General features: G+C 57.3%; 19 protein-coding genes and 1 other RNA gene. 6 read left to right on the plus strand and 14 right to left on the minus strand.

Features of this window, described 5'->3' with window-relative positions:
• The first annotated feature begins 20 nt into the window (after positions 1-20).
• The gene (locus tag ACDO57_RS16605; RefSeq protein WP_090418856.1) at positions 21-1,058 is read left to right on the plus strand and encodes a permease; all 1,038 of its coding nucleotides are present in this window, start codon (positions 21-23) and stop codon (positions 1,056-1,058) included.
• 66 nt (positions 1,059-1,124) lie between these two features.
• Here ACDO57_RS16605 and dolP read toward each other — a convergent pair whose 3' ends face one another.
• Genes dolP through ACDO57_RS16625 form a run of 4 tightly spaced genes read right to left on the minus strand, consistent with a single transcriptional unit; the run spans position 1,125 to position 4,837 of the window.
• Positions 1,125-1,700, minus strand: coding sequence for a division/outer membrane stress-associated lipid-binding lipoprotein (dolP, locus tag ACDO57_RS16610; protein WP_024906379.1), 576 nt, complete (start codon positions 1,698-1,700; stop codon positions 1,125-1,127).
• 9 nt (positions 1,701-1,709) lie between these two features.
• Positions 1,710-2,300 carry a DnaA initiator-associating protein DiaA gene (gene diaA, locus ACDO57_RS16615; RefSeq protein WP_003861754.1) on the minus strand — a complete coding sequence of 197 codons (591 nt, stop codon included), beginning with the start codon at positions 2,298-2,300 and terminating at the stop codon, positions 1,710-1,712.
• Positions 2,301-2,321: 21 nt separating this feature from the next.
• Complete coding sequence (locus ACDO57_RS16620) at positions 2,322-2,717, minus strand: YraN family protein (protein WP_045910089.1); 396 nt, start codon at positions 2,715-2,717, stop codon at positions 2,322-2,324.
• Positions 2,675-4,837 (minus strand): penicillin-binding protein activator, encoded by a 2,163-nt coding sequence (locus ACDO57_RS16625; RefSeq protein WP_370884275.1) that lies wholly within the window; start codon positions 4,835-4,837, stop codon positions 2,675-2,677. Before ACDO57_RS16625 ends, ACDO57_RS16620 begins: the two co-directional genes overlap by 43 nt.
• 62 nt (positions 4,838-4,899) lie before the next feature.
• On the opposite strand from ACDO57_RS16625, the gene rsmI reads away from it, so the two are divergent.
• Positions 4,900-5,763, plus strand: coding sequence for a 16S rRNA (cytidine(1402)-2'-O)-methyltransferase (rsmI, locus tag ACDO57_RS16630; RefSeq protein WP_061716424.1), 864 nt, complete (start codon positions 4,900-4,902; stop codon positions 5,761-5,763).
• 67 nt (positions 5,764-5,830) lie between these two features.
• On the opposite strand, the gene ACDO57_RS16635 is transcribed toward rsmI, so the two are convergent.
• The 9 genes from ACDO57_RS16635 to kbaZ form a co-directional block, all read right to left on the minus strand.
• Positions 5,831-7,720 (minus strand): enterotoxin, encoded by a 1,890-nt coding sequence (locus ACDO57_RS16635; RefSeq protein ID WP_370884276.1) that lies wholly within the window; start codon positions 7,718-7,720, stop codon positions 5,831-5,833.
• A gap of 20 nt (positions 7,721-7,740) precedes the next feature.
• The gene (gene kbaY, locus ACDO57_RS16640) at positions 7,741-8,613 is read right to left on the minus strand and encodes a tagatose-bisphosphate aldolase subunit KbaY (protein WP_048992574.1); all 873 of its coding nucleotides are present in this window, start codon (positions 8,611-8,613) and stop codon (positions 7,741-7,743) included.
• A 12-nt stretch (positions 8,614-8,625) separates the two neighbouring features.
• A complete protein-coding gene (locus ACDO57_RS16645; protein ID WP_370884277.1) occupies positions 8,626-9,771 on the minus strand; it encodes an SIS domain-containing protein in 1,146 nt (381 codons plus the stop codon).
• A gap of 246 nt (positions 9,772-10,017) precedes the next feature.
• Positions 10,018-11,151: an N-acetylglucosamine-6-phosphate deacetylase gene (gene nagA, locus ACDO57_RS16650; RefSeq protein WP_370884278.1), complete on the minus strand. Its 1,134-nt coding sequence runs from the start codon at positions 11,149-11,151 to the stop codon at positions 10,018-10,020.
• The gene (gene agaF / locus ACDO57_RS16655; RefSeq protein ID WP_045355421.1) at positions 11,148-11,582 is read right to left on the minus strand and encodes a PTS galactosamine/N-acetylgalactosamine transporter subunit IIA; all 435 of its coding nucleotides are present in this window, start codon (positions 11,580-11,582) and stop codon (positions 11,148-11,150) included. The genes nagA and agaF overlap by 4 nt, the downstream gene beginning before the upstream one ends.
• Before the next feature lie 16 nt (positions 11,583-11,598).
• Positions 11,599-12,477: a PTS N-acetylgalactosamine transporter subunit IID gene (gene agaE / locus ACDO57_RS16660; RefSeq protein ID WP_061716429.1), complete on the minus strand. Its 879-nt coding sequence runs from the start codon at positions 12,475-12,477 to the stop codon at positions 11,599-11,601.
• Complete coding sequence (gene agaW, locus ACDO57_RS16665; RefSeq protein ID WP_061716430.1) at positions 12,467-13,246, minus strand: PTS N-acetylgalactosamine transporter subunit IIC; 780 nt, start codon at positions 13,244-13,246, stop codon at positions 12,467-12,469. The genes agaE and agaW overlap by 11 nt, the downstream gene beginning before the upstream one ends.
• A 10-nt stretch (positions 13,247-13,256) precedes the next feature.
• Entirely contained in the window at positions 13,257-13,730 is a 474-nt protein-coding gene (agaV, locus tag ACDO57_RS16670) for a PTS N-acetylgalactosamine transporter subunit IIB (protein WP_023333561.1), read from the minus strand.
• Positions 13,731-13,748: 18 nt separating this feature from the next.
• On the minus strand, positions 13,749-15,056 hold the full coding sequence (gene kbaZ, locus ACDO57_RS16675) for a tagatose-bisphosphate aldolase subunit KbaZ (protein ID WP_370884279.1): 1,308 nt from the start codon (positions 15,054-15,056) through the stop codon (positions 13,749-13,751).
• 239 nt (positions 15,057-15,295) lie between these two features.
• Between kbaZ and ACDO57_RS16680 the strand changes: the two genes are divergently transcribed.
• Positions 15,296-16,099: a DeoR family transcriptional regulator gene (locus tag ACDO57_RS16680; protein WP_024906389.1), complete on the plus strand. Its 804-nt coding sequence runs from the start codon at positions 15,296-15,298 to the stop codon at positions 16,097-16,099.
• Positions 16,100-16,146: 47 nt separating this feature from the next.
• On the opposite strand, the gene garD is transcribed toward ACDO57_RS16680, so the two are convergent.
• Positions 16,147-17,718: a galactarate dehydratase gene (gene garD / locus ACDO57_RS16685; RefSeq protein ID WP_370884280.1), complete on the minus strand. Its 1,572-nt coding sequence runs from the start codon at positions 17,716-17,718 to the stop codon at positions 16,147-16,149.
• A 378-nt stretch (positions 17,719-18,096) separates the two neighbouring features.
• Between garD and garL the strand changes: the two genes are divergently transcribed.
• The 3 genes from garL to rnpB all read left to right on the plus strand — a co-directional run bounded on the left by garL (position 18,097) and on the right by rnpB (position 20,216).
• Complete coding sequence (garL, locus tag ACDO57_RS16690; protein WP_032650347.1) at positions 18,097-18,867, plus strand: 2-dehydro-3-deoxyglucarate aldolase; 771 nt, start codon at positions 18,097-18,099, stop codon at positions 18,865-18,867.
• A gap of 21 nt (positions 18,868-18,888) precedes the next feature.
• Entirely contained in the window at positions 18,889-19,779 is an 891-nt protein-coding gene (garR, locus tag ACDO57_RS16695) for a 2-hydroxy-3-oxopropionate reductase (protein ID WP_090418824.1), read from the plus strand.
• Positions 19,780-19,838: 59 nt separating this feature from the next.
• Positions 19,839-20,216: RNase P RNA component class A (rnpB, locus tag ACDO57_RS16700), an RNA gene on the plus strand.
• The last annotated feature ends 571 nt before the right edge of the window (positions 20,217-20,787 follow it).

Below are 20,787 nucleotides of genomic sequence, written 5' to 3' on the forward strand. Positions count from 1 at the left end.
AATACTCTCCGGGGAATGCTATGACTGGTCAGTCTTCATCTCAGGCGGCAACACCTGTTCAATGGTGGAAGCCCGCACTCTTCTTTCTCGTGGTCATTATTGGCCTCTGGTACGTGAAATGGCAGCCGTACTACGGCAAAGCCTTCACCGCCGCCGAAACGCACAGCATCGGTAAATCTATTCTCGCTCAGGCTGAGTCCAGCCCGCTGCAGGCGGCGTGGGACTATGCCATGGTCTACTTCCTTGCCGTCTGGAAAGCCGCCGTTTTAGGCGTCATTCTGGGGTCGCTGATTCAGGTGCTGATCCCGCGTAACTGGCTGGTGAAAACCCTCGGTCAGCCGCGCTTTCAGGGCACGCTTCTGGGGACGATTTTCTCCCTGCCAGGCATGATGTGCTCCTGCTGTGCCGCGCCTGTGGCGGCAGGGATGCGCCGCCAGCGCGTGTCGATGGGCGGCGCGCTGGCGTTCTGGATGGGCAACCCGCTGCTCAATCCGGCGACGCTGGTGTTTATGGGCTTTGTGCTGGGCTGGCATTTCGCGTTCATCCGTCTGGTCGCCGGGCTGCTGACCGTGCTGGTGGTGGCGACGCTGGTGCAAAAACTGGTGAAGGATACTGCTGAAGAACCCGCAGCCGTTGAGCTGGACGTCAGCGAGCCGCAGGGCGGGTTCTTTGCGCGCTGGGGCAGGGCGCTATGGCAACTTTTCTGGAGCACCATCCCGGTCTATATCCTGGCGGTACTGGTTCTGGGGGCGGCGCGCGTCTGGCTCTTCCCGCATGCGGATGGTGCTATCGACAACACGCTGATGTGGGTCATTGCGATGGCCGTTGCAGGCTGCCTGTTTGTGATCCCAACGGCGGCGGAGATCCCGATTGTTCAGACCATGATGCTGGCCGGCATGGGCACCGCGCCGGCGCTGGCGCTGCTGATTACGCTGCCGGCGATCAGCCTGCCGTCGCTGATTATGCTGCGTAAGTCATTCCCGGCGAAAGCGCTCTGGCTGACCGCGGGGCTGGTGGCGTTGAGCGGGGTGATGGTGGGAAGTATTGCGCTTCTGTGAAAAACGCCCGGTGGCGCTACGCTTACCGGGCCTATAAAAAATCCCCTCAAGTGAGGGGATTTTTTTTTATTTAATGTAAGTAAACGCGGTGGTGACGTGCTTCACGCCGCTCACCCGGCTGGCGATATCGGCCGCCGCTTTCCCTTCACGGTCGGTCACCAGACCCAGCAGGAACACTTCGCCGTTTTCAGTCGTCACTTTCACGTTGGAGGATTTCACCTGGTCCGAGCCGAGAAGCTGGGAACGCACTTTGGTGGTGATCCAGGTATCGGAAGAGGCATCACCCAGGCCAATTGGCTTGCCCTGACGCACTTCGTTAAACACCTCTGTGGTTCCTTCAACACCCATCGCGATTTGTTTCGCACGAGAGGCGAGTTCCATATTCGGCGCCTGGCCTGCCAGCAGAACTTTGCCCTGGTAAGCCGTCACGTTGATACGCGCCTCTTTCTTGATCTGTTCGTCTTTCGACAGCGCACTGTTGACGCGCAGCTCCAGCGTACCGTCATCCACCTGTGTCCCCACAGAGCGCGGATCGGTTGCCGCTTTGGTGCCTACTGCGGCGGTACCCACAACGGCCGCAGCGATACATCCCTGAAGCAGTAATGCAGACATAAGGACTGCGAGGGTCGATAAAGCCTTCATAAGAACTCCTTAATCATCCTGGTGAGGGAAAAGCGTGTTATCGATCAAGTCACATAAGCAGTTCACCGTGAGCATATGCATTTCCTGAATACGCGCGCTCCGGTGAGACGGAATGCGGATTTCCACATCCTGCGGCCCAAGCAGACCCGCCAGCTCACCCCCGTCATAGCCGGTTAAGGCCACGATGGTCATGTCGCGGGTGACGGCGGCTTCAACGGCTTTGACAATATCCCGGCTATTGCCGCGCGTAGAGATGGCCAGCAGCACATCTCCGGCATGACCCAGGGCTCGCACCTGCTTTGCGTAAATTTCGTCATGCAGACGATCGTTAGCAATCGCCGTTAAGACCACATTATCGGTATTAAGTGCAATGGCGGGTAAACTCGGGCGTTCTGTTTCAAAGCGATTGATCATGCTGGCAGCAAAATGCTGTGCGTTGGCGGCTGACGTGCCGTTGCCACAACAGAGGATTTTGTTGCCATTAAGCAGGGATTGCACCAGCGTCATTGCGGCACGCGAGATAGCATCCGGAAGGGCTTCCGCCGCGGCAATCTGAGTCTGGATGCTTTCTGTGAAGCACACTTTAATTCTTTCGAGCACGTTATCCCTTTTAAATCTTAATTATGCGTCTTCGCCAAAAGCGTTTTTAAGCCATTCGATCTCATTTCCGGTGAAGGCTATCACATCGAACCGGCAATCCACAGTATCAAAGCTCCCATTATGGCGGGCAAGCCACAAGTGGGCAGTCTGTAATAATTTATGTTGTTTGGCGAGCGTCACGCTGGCGGCAGCACCGCCAAAACGGGAGGACTGTCGAAAGCGCACTTCTACAAACACGATGACCTGACCGTCTTTCATGATCAGGTCGATTTCGCCGCCACGCCCGCGGACGTTGGCGGCGATGAAATGCAGTCCTTTGCCTTCAAGCCAGCGACGCGCCTTTAACTCCCACGCATCGCCGGTCTGTTTGCGGCTTAACTGGCCGGGACGATCTGCCCCTGCTGGTATTTGAGCCATGATAACTTCCTGTTGATCACGCAGTCCTGAGTGGCGGTCAGATCGCCGGTGTTGCCGTTAAGCTCGAAGCCCGGTACCTGACGCATCTGGGTAAAGTGGTTCGCCAGCGCCCATGCATCGACACCCATCGCATACAGACGGGCCAGCGAATAATCGTTACGTACGGTACTCAGCGCCTGCTGCATCAGCGCCGGGTTGCTGCCTGCCAGCATCGGGATTTCGCTGTACTGCAGACCGTCCATTTCCAGACGGAAATCCGGGCCTGCGGTGCCCTGCGCGCTGCGGGAGCTGGCGTAGAGCGTTGCGCCGCTCTGGCTGCCGTTACGCATCGCAATCATCGGTTTGATAAAGGCGATCTCCTGCGGCGTGGCAACGATATAGGCCGCATCCACTTTACCGCCACCGCTGATCTGCGCGTCGGTAGGTGGGGCAGGGATCGTCAGGCCGCCAATCGTCACGCCCTGCTGCTGCGGCAGGCTCGCGGTGACAGGACTGCCGTTAAGCGCGATGCCCGCCCCGCCGTTTACGCCAGCGCGCAGTTCAGAGACGGAACCGAATTTCTGCTGCAGCACCACGCCGCCGCCCAGCTTCTGCCACTCATCGGCAAAGGCATTGGCCACGCGATCGCCCAGCGCGCTGCGCGGGATGAGCAGCAGCGGAGCCTGCTTACCCTGCTCGTGAATATGACGCGCCGCATCGCGGGCTTCATCTTCAGGAGAGAGCGCGAAGTAGCAAATATTGGCCCGGTTCTGAACCTGCTCCGGCTGGTTGAGCGCCAGCACGTTCAGCGTGGTATTGCTCTTCATCAGCTCTTCCACGTTGTTTTTCAGCAGCGGGCCGACAACAATGCTCGCCCCGTCCTGTTGAACCTGCGCCAGCACCTGATCAAGCGGCTGCGAACTGGTGTCGTAGATTTTCAATTCAGCGCCCGGGTTGGCGCTGGTGGTTGCCACGGCCTGCGGCTGCGCGGCAGGTTGGGCCGCGGGTTGCGCAGGCTGCTGTTGAGGTTGCTCTGCTGTTGTGACAGGTGCAGGTGCCGCTTGCGTCTCGGCCGGAGCCTGGGTCGCAGGTACTGTAGTAGCCGGTGCCGCTGTAGCTGGCGGTGTCGTCGGAGCCGTCACCGGGTTTTGCATCGTGCCCTGCGCCGGCGCTTGCGCCGAGGTCAGGTCGCTGGTCTCTGCGGCAGATGGGCTGACAACATCATTCACGTTAGCCGCCTGAGCCGCCTGCGCGGGAACCGCGCTGCCGGTTACCGACGTCGTGCCGTTTTTCGCCGCTTCAAAGCCCTGCTGAATGGTGCGTCCAAACACCGCCGCCTGGCCGTTGAGTGGCAGAAGGAGTGCGATTTTGCTGGTCGAGGCAGGCTTAAAGTTCTGCACGTTCACCAGCTGGGTTGGCAGCATTTTCGCGCCCGGGTTTTGCGGGTAGCGCGTCTGCCAGTCCGTAATACCGGCTTTCAGCATCTTTGGATCGCTGCGGTTGTTAAACCACATCTGCTGCAAATCCAGCCAGCCCTGCAGGACGTTTTCATCGGCGTTGATGACCAGCGCCTGCGCCTGTTCCTGCGTCATCGACGCCAGCGCTTGCCAGGTGGCATCGATATTTTTCTGCTTATCGGCACCGCCAAGCAGTGGCTCTTGCGCGACGAGCGCGCGGAGCAAGGTCAGCGAAGGGCGTCCCTGCTCAGCGGTAATACCCGCCTGCCAGAAGCGCGCCTGCTGATTTTTATCCAGCGCGCTCACGTCAATATCCCCGAGGATCTTCTTCGCGGCGGCGTAATCTTTCAGCGCGACTTTCAGCTCGGCAGAGAGCAGGCTCTGCTCACGACGCTGGGCGTCGTTAAGATCTTTTGGCAACTGGTTAAACAGCTCGGCTGCCCGCTGGGTTTTACCCTCTTTCAGCAGTGCACGAATGGCGAGTAATTGCCAGTTGGTCTTGGTATCATTTGAACTCTGCGACATTTGTTGCAGATAAAAGCCAGAATCAGCCTGAGCAGAACCCTGGAGATGGGCGGTGCTCTGGTCAGGTGCCTGGGTGCCACAGCCTGCAAAGATCAGGGCTGCCAGCAGAAGCGGCACGCTGCGCGTGGCTTTTTTTCGAAGAAACGTTAACGGTACCATACTGTATCCAGTGATTTTTTTTACGCAATGCTCAATATTAAATCGGCAATACGGACGAAACAATGAAACAACACGAAACGGCAGATAATTCTCAAGGCCAGCTTTATATTGTACCTACTCCTATCGGGAATTTGTCTGATATTACCCAACGTGCGCTCACCGTACTGCAAGCTGTTGATTTAATTGCTGCTGAAGATACCCGCCACACTGGCCTGCTGCTGCAACATTTCGCGATTAACGCCCGTTTGTTCGCTCTGCACGATCACAATGAGCAACAAAAAGCCGAAACGCTGGTGGCGAAGCTGAAAGAGGGGCAGAACATCGCCCTGGTCTCCGACGCCGGTACGCCGCTGATCAACGATCCGGGCTATCACCTGGTGCGTACCTGTCGCGAAGCCGGTATTCGCGTTGTGCCCCTGCCGGGTCCATGCGCTGCCATTGCTGCGCTGAGCGCCGCAGGTCTGCCGTCTGACCGTTTCTGCTATGAAGGCTTTCTGCCTGCCAAATCCAAAGGCCGCCGCGACGTCTTAAAAGACCTGGAAGCGGAACCGCGTACCCTGATTTTCTACGAATCCACGCACCGCCTGCTGGAGAGCCTGGAAGATATGGTGACCGTCTGGGGGGAAGCCCGCTACGTGGTGCTGGCGCGCGAGCTGACCAAAACCTGGGAGACTATCCACGGCGCGCCGGTGGGTGAACTACTGGCGTGGGTGAAGGAAGACGAAAACCGCCGCAAGGGCGAAATGGTGCTGATTGTCGAAGGGCACAAGGCGGAAGAAGACGCGCTTCCTGCCGACGCGCTGCGTACGCTGGCGCTGCTGCAGGCGGAACTGCCGCTGAAGAAAGCCGCTGCGCTGGCGGCAGAAATTCACAGCGTTAAGAAAAATGCGCTGTATAAGTATGCGCTGGAGCAGCAGGGGGAGTAAGTCCCTGACGCCTGTTTTGCCGGGTGGCGGCTGCGCCTTACCCGGCCTACAGAGCTTGATACACCTTTTAGTTAACTGGCATCGCCTCAAACACCAGCGTTTCCAGCGGCTGCAGTGTAATCACCACCGCATTTTTGTACGCCTCCGGTACGGTTGAATTACGGCCATACACCGCCTTCAGACTAAACTGCGCCGCGTTTCCTGTCGGGACTTCGAAATCTTTCGCCAAATCCAGGAAGTAGCTTTGCGGCTTATCCGACGGGTTACGCAAGCCGAGAATCGCTTTGTCCTTGCTCCAGGATGCCCAGCCGTAAACCTGCAGTGCGGTTGGATCACCACCAATCCAGTGCGTATCCACCAGCACGCTGGCGTTATCCCGCGACCACTTCGCCGCCTGTGCCAGGGTATCCCACTTCGCCTTGTTCAGCATTGACGGGGTGATATACAGCTCCTGCAACTGCGTGCCGGTGGCGAAGTAGCTCCAGACCTGGTCGGCAAAATCGCTGTCCGTTTGCACTTTCTCCAGCCCGTAATAGGCGTTTTCCGCGCTGACGATCCCGTGGTACATCAGCGAGTTCAGCGGGAACAGCGGGCCTTTGCGCACAATGGAGCGGTACGTTTCCGCATCGCGGTAGGTCATCCACTGCTGCACCGGCGTGCCGGGGCCGTACAGGTTGATGTCATCGCCCTGGCGCCAGATAGAATCGGCATAGAACAGCCAGGACGGGCTGGCGTTGGTACCTGTCGTCAGGTTGATAAACAGATTCGGGTTGGCGCTGCGCATGTTGTGCAGCAGGGCGATGGAGGCGTCAAAATCCGAGGCATACGGGCTGCCCTGGATATGCGCGTTGGCATTACCCATCCCGTCCAGCTTGAATGAGGTAATGTGTTCGTTTTTGATTAGCTTAACGATCTGCTCATTGAAGTTCTTAAAGTAGTTCGGCCCTGACAGCGCCAGCTTCCCGTCGACGGTTTCGAACCCATACTCTTTTGCATGCGAGACGCGAACGTCGCGCGGCTTGTTGTAGCCTCCCCACGGTGAGAGCCACAGTCCAACCGAGCTGTGCAGGCTGTCGGCTTTTTCCCGAACCTTGCCAAAACCGTTGCTGAATGCCGGGCCAAATAGCCAGCGCCCGGTAAGGTCGTCCCATCCGTCGTCCAGCAGGAAGGCGTCCAGCGCCACGCCGCGTCCGGTAATAAACTCCTTATTCCACTCGTCCATCCGCTCCAGCACATCCTGCTCAGTGTAGGGATTGAAAAAGCCGATATCCATCCAGCTGTTGTAGTGCAGATAAGGCTTGTACGGTCGCGGACGAACGGCATCAATAAACTGGTTTACGCTGCGGCGCAGCTGGCTGATTTCCGGGAAAGTGCCGAACCAGGTGGTAAAGCTGACCGGCGACTCTGGCTGGATCGGCGTTTTCAGTTCTACGTTGAGATTAGTGGTCGCTTCATAGGCGTAAGTGTTAACGATGGGCTTGTCCGGCAAAATAAAGAATGAATCAGCAACGATCGGCGAGCTGTTAATTGCTCCGTCGACATAGGGGGCCTGAGACTGTTTTTTGGTCGGGAAGAAGGTAATTTTCGCCACGTCTCGCGGCTGGCCGACTGCGGCAATGGTGTAGTCGATGCTGGCGTATTTTCCCTTCACCAGGTTTAGCTTCACCGTCACGTTAAAGTCCGGATGGGTAAAGTCGATGACAATTGCGTTGTCCTGCTTTTCGACGTGCTTGATGGTGAAATCAGCAGTGTGGATTTTTGTCTCATCCGGCAGCGTCAGAAAGAACAGCTCCTGCGGCGTGAGCGGATGGTTAGCCTTATTATCCTTAACCACTACCGTTGAGTTTGCGTCATCAAACGAGAGGGCAATATTGTCGTTATTGAGCGCGTAGTTCGCCGCCGCCGCGCTATGGGAAACGCACAGGGCCAGCACTGAGAGTGCGAAGATTTTTTTCATCAGCGTAAGCTCCTTTTTAATCAGGCTTCAGCCGGAAGCAGCAATCGGTTTGCCGAGCCGCAAACGGCGATCTTGCTCCTGACCACCTCTTTCATGGCGTCCATGCCGACCCGCATATAGAAGCGCGGATCGTTACCCTGCGGGTTTTCGGCAAACCAGGCTTTAACCGCGTCAGAGAAGGCAATTTTCAGTTCGGTGGCCACGTTGACTTTGCACACGCCCAGTTCGATGGTGCGACGCACATCCTCATCCGGCACATCGCTCGCGCCGTGCAGCACCAGCGGCACCGTGACCACTTCGCGAATTTCTGCCAGCCGCTGGAAGTCGATTTTTGGGCGCTTGGTATACAGGCCGTGCGCGGTGCCGATGGCGACGGCAAGGCTGTCGACGCCGGTCAGTTCGACGAAGCGTTTCGCCTCCTGCGGATCGGTGAGGAACGCGCTTTCCGCATCAACGCTCATGTCATCTTCCACGCCGCCCAGGCGGCCCAGCTCGGCTTCGACGCTGCAGTCGTTGAGGTGGCAGAAATCGACCACCGACTTCACTAGCTTCACGTTCTGTTCAAACGGATAGTGGCTGCCGTCGATCATCGCGCTGCGCACGCCCGCGTTGACCTTGCGGCGAATATCGTCCAGCGATTCGTGGTGATCGAGGTGCAGCGCCAGCGGCATGTCGTAGGTGTGGGAGTACGCGCTGCACAGGGCGTAGATCTCTTCCAGCGCAATATGCTTAAAGGTGCCCGGCGTGCCCGCGAGGATCACCGGCGATCGCATTTCGCTGCACACTTCGAGGATCGCCTGGATCGTCTCCGCGTTGTGGATGTTGAACGCCGGAACGGCGTAGCCTTTTGCCTGCGCGTCCAGCAGAAGATATTTCGTCGAGATAATACTCATAATCAGATCCTCTTAAGCCTGCCACGGATGAATAACAACGCCCTGCACCACGCGGTTGACCGTTCCGCTGGCGGATGGCGTATCGGGCGTATTGCCTACGCTGAGCGACTGGGTGAGTGCAAAGACCTGGGCATAGATCAGGAAGCAGAACGCCTGTTCCATATCGATAAACGGACGTGAAGGCGGCAGCAGAATGTGCGGACCCGCTTCAATGACCGGATCGTTTTCAGCGGCGATGGCGACGACGCGCATAGCCTGGCGATCGCGGCGCAGCTCGGCCAGCAGATCCAGATCGTACTGGCGCGTATACGGATGGCTGGAGATGAACACCACCACCAGCGTTTCGTTGTCGACCAGAGACTTCGGTCCGTGACGGAAGCCCGTCGGAGAATCGTAAAACGCCGCCAGCTTGCCCGCCGTCAGCTCCAGCACCTTCAGAGCCGATTCGCGCGCCGCGCCCTGCAGGCCGCCGCTTCCCAGATAGACGACGCGTTTCCACGCTTCATTGCCAAAGACGCCGTGGCTGAAATCGCCGAGCGAGGTGAGGATCGCCTGACAGCGATCGGCGACGTCGCGGAAGGTTTTACTGTTGATCGTCTCAGGGGCGAATACGGCCAGACAGCTCGCCATCATGGTGGTGATGCTGCTGGTCATTGCGAACCCGCGATCGTGCGTTTCGGCAGGCATCAGCAGGGCACAGGCGTTATCGCTGTCGACGGCGTTCTGGTACAGGCTCCCCGCCTCGTTGCAGGTAATCGACAGGTGGTAGCACTCCGGCACGAACTGGTTTGCCAGCTCGACGGCTGCGACGCTTTCCGGGCTGTTGCCGGAGCGGGCAAACGAAACCAGCAGCAGCGGATGCGCAGGGCTGAAGTAGTCCATCGGGTTCGTGACCAGATCGGTTGTCGGGACGGCAGTGAAGTTTTTCCCGGTGTAGCTCGCGAGCCAGGGAGAAACGATATCGCCGATAAAGGCGGACGTGCCCGCGCCGGTAAGGACGATCCGCAGATCGTCCTTACGCAGTAGCGGCGTCAGGAAGCTGTCGATCGAAGCACGCAGGCTATCGATATTGTTGAGCGAGCGGATCCAGCTGGCAGGCTGCTGGCGGATCTCTTCCTCGGTCCAGGTGCCGGTTGCGGCGGTGGTAGTTTGTGGCATAACTCAGTCCTTAGTCGTGTGAATTCCACATCAGACGCTGGCAATCGTGTCGCTATCTTTCGTTTCGTTTCACTTGTTCACTTTAGCAGTTAAATAAAATCTATAGAAAAGAAACCGAAACTTCAATGGAAGAAAAGAAATAAAACGAAAAGTGTGATCGTGAAAGGAAAGGGAAAATTTAAGGAAAGGAAAAGAAAGGCCTTACGATCGGGTGCCGTAAGGCCAACAGGAGACACAATGAAAGGGCTAAAGGGGGAGAGCCTGGCCCTGAATCCAGATCTGCTGGAGGTGCAAACCCCCGTCCAGCGCAATGATATTGGCGCGTTTACCCGGGGCTAAGGATCCGAGCTGACCGTCAACGCCAAGCAGCCGGGCAGGGTGTAGCGAGGCCATATGGATAGCGTCTTCGGCGGTTACGCCCGCATACTCCACCATATTCCTGACCGCGGCATCCAGCGACAGCGTGCTACCTGCCAGCCCGCCGGAGCCGGTTCGAACCACGCCGTTTTGCATTGAGACCTCTTCACCACAGAGCGTGTACCGTCCGTCCGGCATACCTGCCGCCTGCATGGCATCGGTAATCAGCACCACGCGATCCTTCGCACAGCAACAGCATAAGCGCATCGCCCCAGGATGTACGTGGTGGCCGTCGGCAATTAGCTCCAGGCACGCCCGTTTGTCCGTCAGCCCTGCACCGACCATGCCGGGCTCTCTGTGGTGCAGCCCCGTCATGCCGTTGTAGCAGTGAACCAGCCCGTCGGCACCCGCATCAAACGCGGCGAGTGTTTGCCGGTACGTGGCAGCGCTGTGGCCCAGCATCACGCGTAAACCGCGCTGTTTAAGATGGTGGATCGCCTGCAGCGCGCCGGGTTTTTCTGGCGCGAGCGCCACTACCCGCAACGTGTTATGCGAGACGTCGATCAGTGCATCCAGCTCCGTGATATTCAGTTCCCGGAATAACTCGGGCGGGTGCGCCCCTTTGTTCTGCGGCGTAAAGTACGGTCCTTCCAGGTAGCTGCCCAGGATCTGCGCCCCGGGGCCGCCCGACTGAGCGCGCCGGGCGATTCGCGCGAGCGCGCCGTTGATAGTCTCCAGCGGCGCGGTAACGGTGGTGGGTAAAAAGGCACCCACGCCTTCGCGCGCTTTATGCATCGCGAGAATATCCAGCACGTCAGGCGCATCATCCATCACGTCCACGCCCGCGCCGCCGTGGACGTGCGTATCGATATACGCCGGGCAGAGCAGCTCTGCATCGCGCGACGTCACGCCTGCCGGGACAGGCTCAATAGCCGCAATCACGCCGTTTTCAATGCGTAGCTGGTGGTCATCCAGCCAGCCCTGTTCGGTAAGCACCCGCCTCGCGCGCAGCAGCTGGCTCATATCCCTTCCTCGGCAGGGGCTTCCTCGCGACAGCGTCCCAGCTCGTCTACGAGGCTCGTCAGGCCGCGGTGCCCGCACTCCAGTGCCTGCAGACGAAATGCTTCACTGCTTAATCCGTCGCGCTCCAGCACCATCTCCAGCAGCAGCTGCAGGTTGGTGCCGGTGATCACTTCACTGCCCGGCCGTTGCATGGCGAGCGTCGATGCCACGCGAAACGGCGTGCCGCCGAGCAAATCGGTGAGAAACACAATATCGTGCTCTGCATCGAGTTCGCTCACCGCCTGCTCAAGCTGAGCGGTCAGCCGCGCGGTGGTGGACGTTTCAGGAAAATCGATGGCGATAAACTGCGGCTGTTCGCCGAGGATCTGCTTCATCGCCTGCTCAAGCCCGCTGGCAAACCCGCCGTGACCCGTCAAAATAATGCCTAACATCGCAACCTCTTTGCTTTTACAGGAAGTGACAGAATTTACCGACAACGCCCAGCAGCACGGTGATACCAATCAGCCGCAGCGGGCTCCAGCCGCGACGCACCAGCCAGAACATGGTCAGGGTGTAGACCAGCGGCAGGAACGCGGGCATCAGCTTGTCGATAACGTCGGCCTGCAGTTTGACAACGGCATCACCTGCCTTGATTTCAAGCGTCGTATTGAGGCGGACGTAGGTTGCCACCAGCGCGCCGATCACCGTCATCCCGACGATAGACGCCGCGTGGCCGACCTTTTTGGTGTTGGCTTTAATCAGCGGGATGGCCGCCACGCCCATCCGGTAAGCGTAGTGCGCCAGGCCAAAACGCAGGCCGAGGTGCACCACGTTAAACAGCACGATAAAGACCACGGCCCCCAGAATCGACCCTTGCAGCGCCAGGCTGGCGCCGATACCACCGCAGATGGGCAGCAGGGTTAGCCAGAACATGGCGTCGCCAATACCGCCGAGCGGCGCGCCGACGGCAATTTTGGTGCTCTGGATACTGTTCACATCCTGCTTGGAGCGCTCCATCGCCAGAATGATGCCGATTACAAAGGTCACCAGGAACGGGTGGGTGTTAAAGAAGCCCATATGGCCTTTCATTGCCCGCGCCAGGTCCCGCTTGTTGGTGTGGATCTTTTTCAACGCGGGCAGCAACCCGTACAGCCAGCCGGAGGCCTGCATACGTTCATAGTTAAACGAGGCCTGCAGCAGCATGGAACGCCAGGCCACGCGGTTAATATCCTTTTTAGTTAACTCGGCACCGATGCTCTGGTCTTCGTAGACGTTTTCATTCACGCCGGTCAGCAGCGTCTCTTCGCGTTCAGACACGTCCGGCAGGGTGGTTTGGTTAGATGCCATCTTCGAATTCCTCTTTCTGGGCTACTGGAGCCGTCGGCTCAGGTGATTTACGCATCAGGTCGATCAGCGCCATCGCCAGCGCGGCCGCCGCAATCGCCAGCACCGGAAGCTTGAGCCAGGCGGCGGCGACAAAACCGATAATGAAGTAAGGGATGTAGACGTTTTTCATCATGATCTTCAGCAGCACGGCGAAGCCGATGGCTGGCATGATGCCGCCCGCGACGCCGAGGCCGTCAATCAACCGTGCCGGCAGAACATCAATGGCGGTTTTCGCATGTTCCGCACCGAAGTAGATCGGCAGGAACGCGCAAAGAAAATAGAAGATGCCGAGCGCCAGCAGCGCAAGATAGTTAACCCGTTCAATACCGTGAGTATCAGCATTGGCCGCCATGCGATCGCAGCGTGACATCACGCCGGACATCACCGAGAAGAGGAACGTAATCCCCATTTGAACCGCAACGGCAAACGGGACGGCGACGCCAACCGCGACTTCTGGCTTCACGCCGGTGCTGATGGCAAATGCGGTACCCACGATGGTGCCGATAATGACGTTCGGCGGCTGGGCACCGGCGAGCGGGGCCAGCCCCATCCAGACCAGCTCTAACGTACCGCCGGTCAAAATACCGGTATGCAGGTCGCCCAGAATCAGGCCGACCAGCGGCCCGAGCACCACCGGGCGGTGCATGTGCGTTAACCCGTTAAACATATCCAGACCGGCGATAAAGGCGAGTATGCCCAACCCCAGCGCCTGCAACAGACTGATTTCCATTGTGAATCCCTCAGAGCAGTTTAAAGAGGTCCAAAGCAGTTTCTGTTGGAACACCCTGAACGAAGCATTCCACACCGGCCGCTTTCAGGCCGTTGAACGCGGCGATATCGTTCGCGTCGACAGAGACCGTTTTGGCAATTTGTTGTTTGCCACTGGCGTAGTGCATGTTTCCGACGTTGATACGGGTGATGGGCACGCCGCCCTCAACCAGCTTCAGAAAATCAGCGGGTGATTTGCAGACCAGCAGGATTTTCTGGCGGTCAGCGGCGCGGTGAATGTTGTCGATCACTTTTTGCAGCGACCAGAAGCGCACGGCGATCCCTTCCGCGAGCACCATCTCCATCAGGTTCTGTTGAACCGGATCTTCAGCCACCTCATCGTTGGCGACGAGTACCAGGTTTGCCCCCGCAAACCCCACCCACTGCACGCCCACCTGACCGTGGATCAGGCGTTCATCAATGCGGCATAAGACAATGTTTGGCATAGCGCTTTCCTCTTTTTATTATGCGTTTTGCGTTGTTACGCCTTCGCAGGCGGCGTGGTACTGCTGGAGTATGTCCTGAATGTGGTCAATGATGAGTTCCCGTGGCGTTGACTTGAGAGCGCCCTCGCGAACTTTGCTGTACTGCAACGGCAGGTACTGGCTGATCAGCGGCAGCGGAATGGGCTCGTCTGCCAGGTTACGCACCAGGCGTTCAAAGGCGTCGTCAATCTGACCGTCCGGCCAGTAGTAGCGCACGCGGTCAGAGTAGCTGTAGCCGCGCGCCAGGCGACGCGCGTTGCCGTCACCGTGGTAATGGCTTTGCCAGTATTCCGGGCGGTCGAGCATGACGTTTTCCAGTACGTGACGCAGGCCGGAGCTGGCTTTTGCCGGCAGCAGCTCCTCTTCTATAGCGGCCAGCGAGAACAGCGCTTCGCGCAGGGCGAAGGTCAGGGCAGGACCAACTTTCAGAATCGCAAAGTGATCGTTGACCAGCTTTCGCAGCGCCTGCGGCGTCTGGTAGTCGGTGGAGTGTGCTTCAAACACCAGCGTGTCGTAGGCTTCAACCATTTTGCTCAGGGCAACGGCTTTCTGCGGCTGATAGTCGCAGACGTGCGCATGGTCGAACTCCACGCCAGGCTGGACCACCAGGCCAATAATGCGCGGCCAGATGTCGCTTAAGCCTTCCTTTTCGAACGCGTGGCGGTGCGCTTCAAGCGTGGCGCGGGCCGCGTCTGGCGTGGTGACGGCAAGTTCGGTGAGCGTCTCGTGCGCGCCACCGGGAACCGGCACTTCCGTGCCGATAACATAGACCAGATCGGATTCACCAAACTGCTCGCGACAGGTCGCTTCGGCAATCTTCGCCAGGCGTGCGGCGCGTCCGGCAACGATCGCATCGGTCAGGGGAACCGGGTCGTCCGCGCAGGACATGCTGCAGTCGAGGTGGATCTTTTTGAATCCGGCAGAAACATAGCTTTTGATCAGATCGTCGGCATTTGCCATCGCCTGTTGCGCAGGCAGGTTTTGCCAGCGGTTAGGGCCCAGGTGATCGCCGCCGAGGATCAGCTGTGACGTCGGGAAACCGAGCGACTCGGCCAGCTGGCAGACAAACCCGTGAAAATCAGCGGGCGTCATGCCGGCATAGCCACCAAACTGATCCACCTGGTTGGAGGTGGCCTCGATCAACAGCGGGGATCGATGTGAATGCGCGTAACGAATTGCAGCTTCCAGTACCAGCGGATGTGCGGAGCAGACGGCGTAAATCCCGTTTGAATTCCCCCGTTTATGGTGTTCCACCATTTCTGTCAGATGTTTCACTTTCCTCTCCATTTCGGATGGTAATGATATTTATCTTTCGTTTTGTTTCATTTAATCCTGCATCATGGTGATCTAAAAATAAAACGAAAGATAATAGTTTTCCGATCTGTTTCACAAAAGAAACATAATGAAAGGTTTCAGCGCGGTGCCAGCTTGCGTATCGTCACTATGCAGGGCTTGCATTCCCGTAAAGGAAAGGCCTTAATAGGCAAAACGAAATGAAACGAAAGAATATTGATTAAGGAGCTCGTATGAGCAGCACCGATTCATCCGCGGAAAAGCGCATCACCAGCACCAGTGAAAGGCGGGAGCAGATCATTCAGCGGTTGCGGGCGCAGGGAAGCGTACAGGTTAACGATCTGTCTCATCTGTACGGCGTATCGACGGTAACAATCCGCAACGACCTGGCGTTCCTGGAGAAGCAGGGCATTGCCGTTCGCGCTTACGGTGGGGCATTGATTTGCGAAGGCAACATGCCGGGCGCTGAGCCTTCCGTGGAGGATAAAAGCTCGCTGAATACGGCGGTGAAGCGCAGTATCGCGCAGGCTGCTGCCGCGCTGGTCAAACCCGGGCACCGTATTATTCTGGACTCCGGCACCACGACGTTTGAAATCGCCCGTATGCTGCGTCAGCACACGGACGTCATCGCGATGACCAACGGGATGAACGTGGCGAATGCGTTGCTGGAAGCGGAAGGGGTGGAACTGCTGATGACCGGCGGACATTTGCGCCGTCAGTCGCAATCTTTCTACGGTGACCAGGCAGAACAGTCGCTACAGAATTACCATTTTGACCTGCTGTTCCTGGGCGTTGACGCCATCGATCTCGACCGCGGCGTGAGCACGCACAACGAAGACGAAGCCCGTCTGAATCGCAAAATGTGCGAGGTGGCAGAACGCATTATTGTGGTGACGGACTCCAGCAAATTTAACCGCTCGAGCCTGCATAAAATCATTGATACACAACGGATTGATATGATTATTGTCGATGAAGGCATTCCGGCGGAGAGCCTGGAAGGGCTGCGAAAAAGCGGGATTGAGGTGGTGTTGGTTTAAGGTTTTTTACCCTCTCCCCTGGGGGGAGAGGGCTGGGTGACGGGAAGTCACGTCACCGGTGCCGGGTTAAACACCGCCAGCTGATTATGCAATCCCCACTGATCCGAAAAGGTTTTCTTCCGTCCGCTGGCGACATCCAGAATGAAGTGGAACAGTTTCCAGCCCACGTCCTCAATACTCTCTTCTCCGGTGGCGATAGTGCCCGCGTTGATATCCATTAAGTCATACCAGCGGTTTGCCAGCTCGGTGCGGGTCGCCATCTTAATCACCGGCACCGCCATCAGGCCGTACGGCGTGCCGCGCCCGGTGGTAAAGACCTGTACCGTAATGCCGGATGCCACCTGCTGCGTGCCGCAGACAAAATCGCTGGCCGGCGTTGCCGCGTAAATCAGGCCGCGTTTCGTCGGGCGCTGGCCCGGGGAGAGCACTTCTGCAATGGCGCTCTGACCGGATTTGGCAATGGAGCCAAGGGCTTTTTCCACCACGTTCGCCAGACCGCCTTTTTTGTTCCCCGGAGACGGGTTGGCGCTGCGGTCGGTTTTGCCCATATCGAGATAGCTATCGTACCAGGCCATCTCCTCAAGCAGGCGCTTGCCGACCTCTTCATTAACGGCGCGTGGCGTAAGCAGATGGATGGCGTCACGCACTTCGGTCACCTCGGAGAACATCACCGTGGCGCCGCAGCGAACAAGCAGATCGGACGCATAGCCTACCGCCGGGTTGGCCGTCACGCCGGAGAAGGCATCGCTGCCGCCGCACTGGGTGCCCACAACCAGCTCAGAGGCCGGACACGTTTCGCGCTGGCGGCGGTTGAGTTTGTCCAGATGTCGCTCTGCCACCTGCAGAATGTCATCGACCATTGAGCGGAAACCAACGTGGCGTTCGTCCTGCAGGCGCACGATGCTGGCCTCGTCTGCCGGGATGGCTTTGACATCCTCGGTACCCTGCAGCAGGCGTTCTGGCTGCAATTTTTCACAGCCGAGGCCGATGACCATCACCTCGCCGCCAAAGTTCGGGTTGAGGGCGATATTGTGGATGGTCCGGATAGGCACCACGGCAGCGGGCGCGTTAATCGCCACGCCGCAGCCGTAGAGGTGGTTCAGGCCCACCACGCCGTCGACGTTCGGGTATTTTGGCAGCAGATCGCGTTCGATGATTTTCACCACGTAATCCACTACGCCCGCCACGCAGTGCACGCTGGTGGTAATACCGAGCAGATTTTTGGTGCCGACGCTGCCGTCCGCATTGCGGTAGCCTTCGAAGGTATAGCCCTCCAGCGGAGGAAGCGGTTCCGGCACGCGGGTTGCCAGCGGAAGCGTGTTCAGCGGCGGCGCTTCTGGAAGTGCCACCAGCGACTCCTCAACCCAGCTACCCTGTGGTATAGCGCGAACGGCATAGCCGATGACTTCACCGTAACGTACGATTTCGCTATTAGCAGGGATATTCACCAGGGCGACTTTATGTCCCTGTGGAATATGCTCAATCAGTTCCAGCCCGTCCGGGAATCGAGTGCCCGCTTTTAAGCCATTGTCGTTGACAATAATCGCCACATTATCGATGTCGTGTACTTTTATATAAAACGCCGTCGGCGATGCCTGTCGAATTTCAATGTCGGCCATTGTTCACTATTCTCCAGCAAAGTATCTGATAATAAATTCAGCCAATTTTCTAATGGTAGAAATTAATACGCGGCTTTCAGAAATAAAGCATGTCAGCATAGGGGATATTAAAATGTGATCGCGATCGCTCCCGAACCCGTAATCCTTGATTCTGTGCATTAGCGCCCAGTGCTTTGTGCATATGCAAAAATTTTTATCAAAATATGCCGTAATACCTGAGCATTAAAACAATGTGCGGTCGCGGATAGCGTCTTATACTGAATGACGTTTTTATCACGCCAGAATACGGCAGAATAATAAATATCATGCTGGCACGGTGTCTGAATGAATAAATAAAATGATACTGGAAAAGGCTGCGGAATAAAAAAGGTAAATACGATGAGTAACGATATCTTCCCGAATAAATTTAAAGCGGCCCTCGCGGCGCACCAGATTCAGATTGGCTGTTGGTCCGCGCTGGCAAACCCAATCAGCACCGAAGTGCTGGGCCTGGCCGGTTTCGACTGGCTAGTGCTGGACGGCGAGCATGCACCGAACGATATCAGCACCTTTATTCCGCAGTTGATGGCGCTTAAAGGCAGCCACAGTGCTCCGGTGGTGCGTGTCCCCACCAACGAACCGGTGATTATCAAGCGTCTGCTGGATATCGGCTTCTACAACTTTCTGATCCCGTTTGTGGAGACGGAAGAACAAGCGGCGCTGGCCGTTGCGTCAACGCGCTACCCCCCGGAAGGGATCCGCGGCGTCTCCGTTTCGCACCGCGCCAATATGTTTGGCACCGTGCCGGACTATTTCGCGCAGTCCAACAGCAACATCACCATTCTGGTTCAGATCGAGAGCCAGCAGGGCGTTGATAACGTCGACGCAATTGCCGCCACAAACGGTGTGGACGGTATCTTCGTCGGCCCAAGCGATCTGGCTGCCGCCTTTGGCCATCTGGGCAACGCCAGCCACCCCGACGTGCAGCGCGCGATCCAGCACATCTTTGCCCGCGCCAAAGCACACGGCAAACCGTGCGGCATTCTGGCGCCGGTTGAGGCGGACGCCCGTCGCTATCTGGAGTGGGGAGCCACGTTTGTTGCCGTCGGCAGCGACCTCGGCGTATTCCGCTCGGCCACGCAGAAATTAGCGGACGCTTTTAAAAAATAACCATCATTGAGGATACAGATTATGACGCTGAAAGTGGGTTTTATTGGCCTGGGGATCATGGGTAAACCAATGAGTAAGAACCTCATCAAAGCGGGTTACTCGCTGGTGGTATCCGATCATAATCCACAGGCCGTGGCGGAAGTGATGGCGGCGGGCGCAGAAACGGCCACCACAGCCAAAGCGATTGCCGAGCAGTGCGACGTCATCATCACCATGCTGCCAAACTCACCGCATGTTAAAGAGGTCGCGCTGGGTGAAAACGGCATTATCGATGGCGCGAAGCCGGGCCTGGTGCTGATTGATATGAGCTCTATTGCGCCGCTCGCAAGTCGTGAAATCAGCGAGGCGCTAAAAGCAAAGGGCGTCGATATGCTGGACGCGCCGGTCAGCGGCGGTGAGCCGAAAGCGATAGACGGTACGCTGTCGGTGATGGTCGGCGGTGATAAAGCCGTTTTCGATAGATATTACGACCTGATGAAAGCGATGGCGGGCTCCGTGGTGCATACCGGGGATATCGGGGCGGGTAACGTGACCAAGCTGGCAAACCAGGTGATTGTGGCGCTGAACATTGCCGCCATGTCCGAAGCGCTGACGCTGGCAACCAAAGCGGGCGTCAACCCGGACCTGGTCTATCAGGCCATTCGCGGTGGCCTGGCGGGCAGTACCGTGCTGGAGGCCAAAGCGCCGATGGTCATGGATCGTAATTTCAAACCCGGTTTCCGCATCGACCTGCATATCAAAGATCTGGCCAACGCGCTGGATACGTCACACGGCGTGGGCGCGCAGCTGCCGTTGACCGCAGCGGTCATGGAGATGATGCAGGCGCTGCGTGCCGATGGCCTGGGCACGGCCGATCACAGCGCGATTGCATGCTACTACGAAAAACTGGCGAAGGTGGAAGTGGCGCGTTAATCACGCCTTGCCCATACCTGAGGGTGACAGCGGCGCGCAAACCCTCTATACTGCGCGCCGAAGCTGACCAGACAGTCGCCGCTTCGTCGTCGTCCCTTTCGGGGGAGACGGGCGGAGGGGAGGAAAGTCCGGGCTCCATAGGGCAGGGTGCCAGGTAACGCCTGGGGGGGAAACCCACGACCAGTGCAACAGAGAGCAAACCGCCGATGGCCCGCGCAAGCGGGATCAGGTAAGGGTGAAAGGGTGCGGTAAGAGCGCACCGCGCGGCTGGTAACAGTCCGTGGCACGGTAAACTCCACCCGGAGCAAGGCCAAATAGGGGTTCACATGGTACGGCCCGTACTGAACCCGGGTAGGCTGCTTGAGCCAGTGAGCGATTGCTGGCCTAGATGAATGACTGTCCAACGACAGAACCCGGCTTATCGGTCAGCTTCAACTTTTTAGAGAACCCCGCTTCGGCGGGGTTTTTGCTTTCAGGGGGTGTAGACTGGGTAAGCGCAGCGCCACCCGGCACCAGACAAACGACATCAATTCTCATATTTGCGACATTAAGCACATTTCACTGTTTTTACCCCTTCCGTATCGCTCCTGTGTCTGCGGACGATCGTCATCACAAAATTTCACGCTAAAAAACTCGCGATTTTCAGTATTGATAATTTGTTATGATTGTTATCTTAATGATCGCGAAACTTTTCTCGTTTGATATGCATACATTGAAATCAAATACATTTCTCCTGTGAATATGTGACGTATTCCACTCTTTTCCGCCAGCCTGAAAATTCGCGTCGGAAAAATTTGATAAATTGAAAGAATGTTTCAAACAAATAGCGGTTATTTATTGGTCTTTAATTGCCTGAAATATCGCCTTTATTGATTTTTTCCGGATGGTAAAATTTATCCGGGTTATCGCCATAAAATAAATTTATTACCGCTATTTTTGTTGATCAATATCAGCGTAGTAGCATATTTGTCTCTATTTATTCCTTTGATAAGTAAGCGTTTTTATGGT

Source organism: Enterobacter cloacae complex sp. 2015409 (genome assembly GCF_041365315.1).
Taxonomy (GTDB): Bacteria; Pseudomonadota; Gammaproteobacteria; order Enterobacterales; family Enterobacteriaceae; genus Enterobacter; species Enterobacter pseudoroggenkampii.

Bases quoted from the DNA above. Each gene is read 5' to 3' on its own strand.
- agaV (WP_023333561.1), bottom strand. From the start codon at position 13,730: ATGCCAAACATTGTCTTATGCCGCATTGATGAACGCCTGATCCACGGT.
- ACDO57_RS16620 (WP_045910089.1), bottom strand. From the start codon at position 2,717: ATGGCTCAAATACCAGCAGGGGCAGATCGTCCCGGCCAGTTAAGCCGC.
- ACDO57_RS16625 (WP_370884275.1), bottom strand. From the start codon at position 4,837: ATGGTACCGTTAACGTTTCTTCGAAAAAAAGCCACGCGCAGCGTGCCG.
- ACDO57_RS16635 (WP_370884276.1), bottom strand. From the start codon at position 7,720: ATGAAAAAAATCTTCGCACTCTCAGTGCTGGCCCTGTGCGTTTCCCAT.
- ACDO57_RS16645 (WP_370884277.1), bottom strand. From the start codon at position 9,771: ATGCCACAAACTACCACCGCCGCAACCGGCACCTGGACCGAGGAAGAG.
- agaF (WP_045355421.1), bottom strand. From the start codon at position 11,582: ATGTTAGGCATTATTTTGACGGGTCACGGCGGGTTTGCCAGCGGGCTT.
- dolP (WP_024906379.1), bottom strand. From the start codon at position 1,700: ATGAAGGCTTTATCGACCCTCGCAGTCCTTATGTCTGCATTACTGCTT.
- nagA (WP_370884278.1), bottom strand. From the start codon at position 11,151: ATGAGCCAGCTGCTGCGCGCGAGGCGGGTGCTTACCGAACAGGGCTGG.
- garD (WP_370884280.1), bottom strand. From the start codon at position 17,718: ATGGCCGACATTGAAATTCGACAGGCATCGCCGACGGCGTTTTATATA.
- ACDO57_RS16680 (WP_024906389.1), top strand. From the start codon at position 15,296: ATGAGCAGCACCGATTCATCCGCGGAAAAGCGCATCACCAGCACCAGT.
- garR (WP_090418824.1), top strand. From the start codon at position 18,889: ATGACGCTGAAAGTGGGTTTTATTGGCCTGGGGATCATGGGTAAACCA.
- rsmI (WP_061716424.1), top strand. From the start codon at position 4,900: ATGAAACAACACGAAACGGCAGATAATTCTCAAGGCCAGCTTTATATT.
- ACDO57_RS16605 (WP_090418856.1), top strand. From the start codon at position 21: ATGACTGGTCAGTCTTCATCTCAGGCGGCAACACCTGTTCAATGGTGG.
- kbaZ (WP_370884279.1), bottom strand. From the start codon at position 15,056: ATGGAGAGGAAAGTGAAACATCTGACAGAAATGGTGGAACACCATAAA.
- agaW (WP_061716430.1), bottom strand. From the start codon at position 13,246: ATGGAAATCAGTCTGTTGCAGGCGCTGGGGTTGGGCATACTCGCCTTT.
- kbaY (WP_048992574.1), bottom strand. From the start codon at position 8,613: ATGAGTATTATCTCGACGAAATATCTTCTGCTGGACGCGCAGGCAAAA.
- agaE (WP_061716429.1), bottom strand. From the start codon at position 12,477: ATGGCATCTAACCAAACCACCCTGCCGGACGTGTCTGAACGCGAAGAG.
- garL (WP_032650347.1), top strand. From the start codon at position 18,097: ATGAGTAACGATATCTTCCCGAATAAATTTAAAGCGGCCCTCGCGGCG.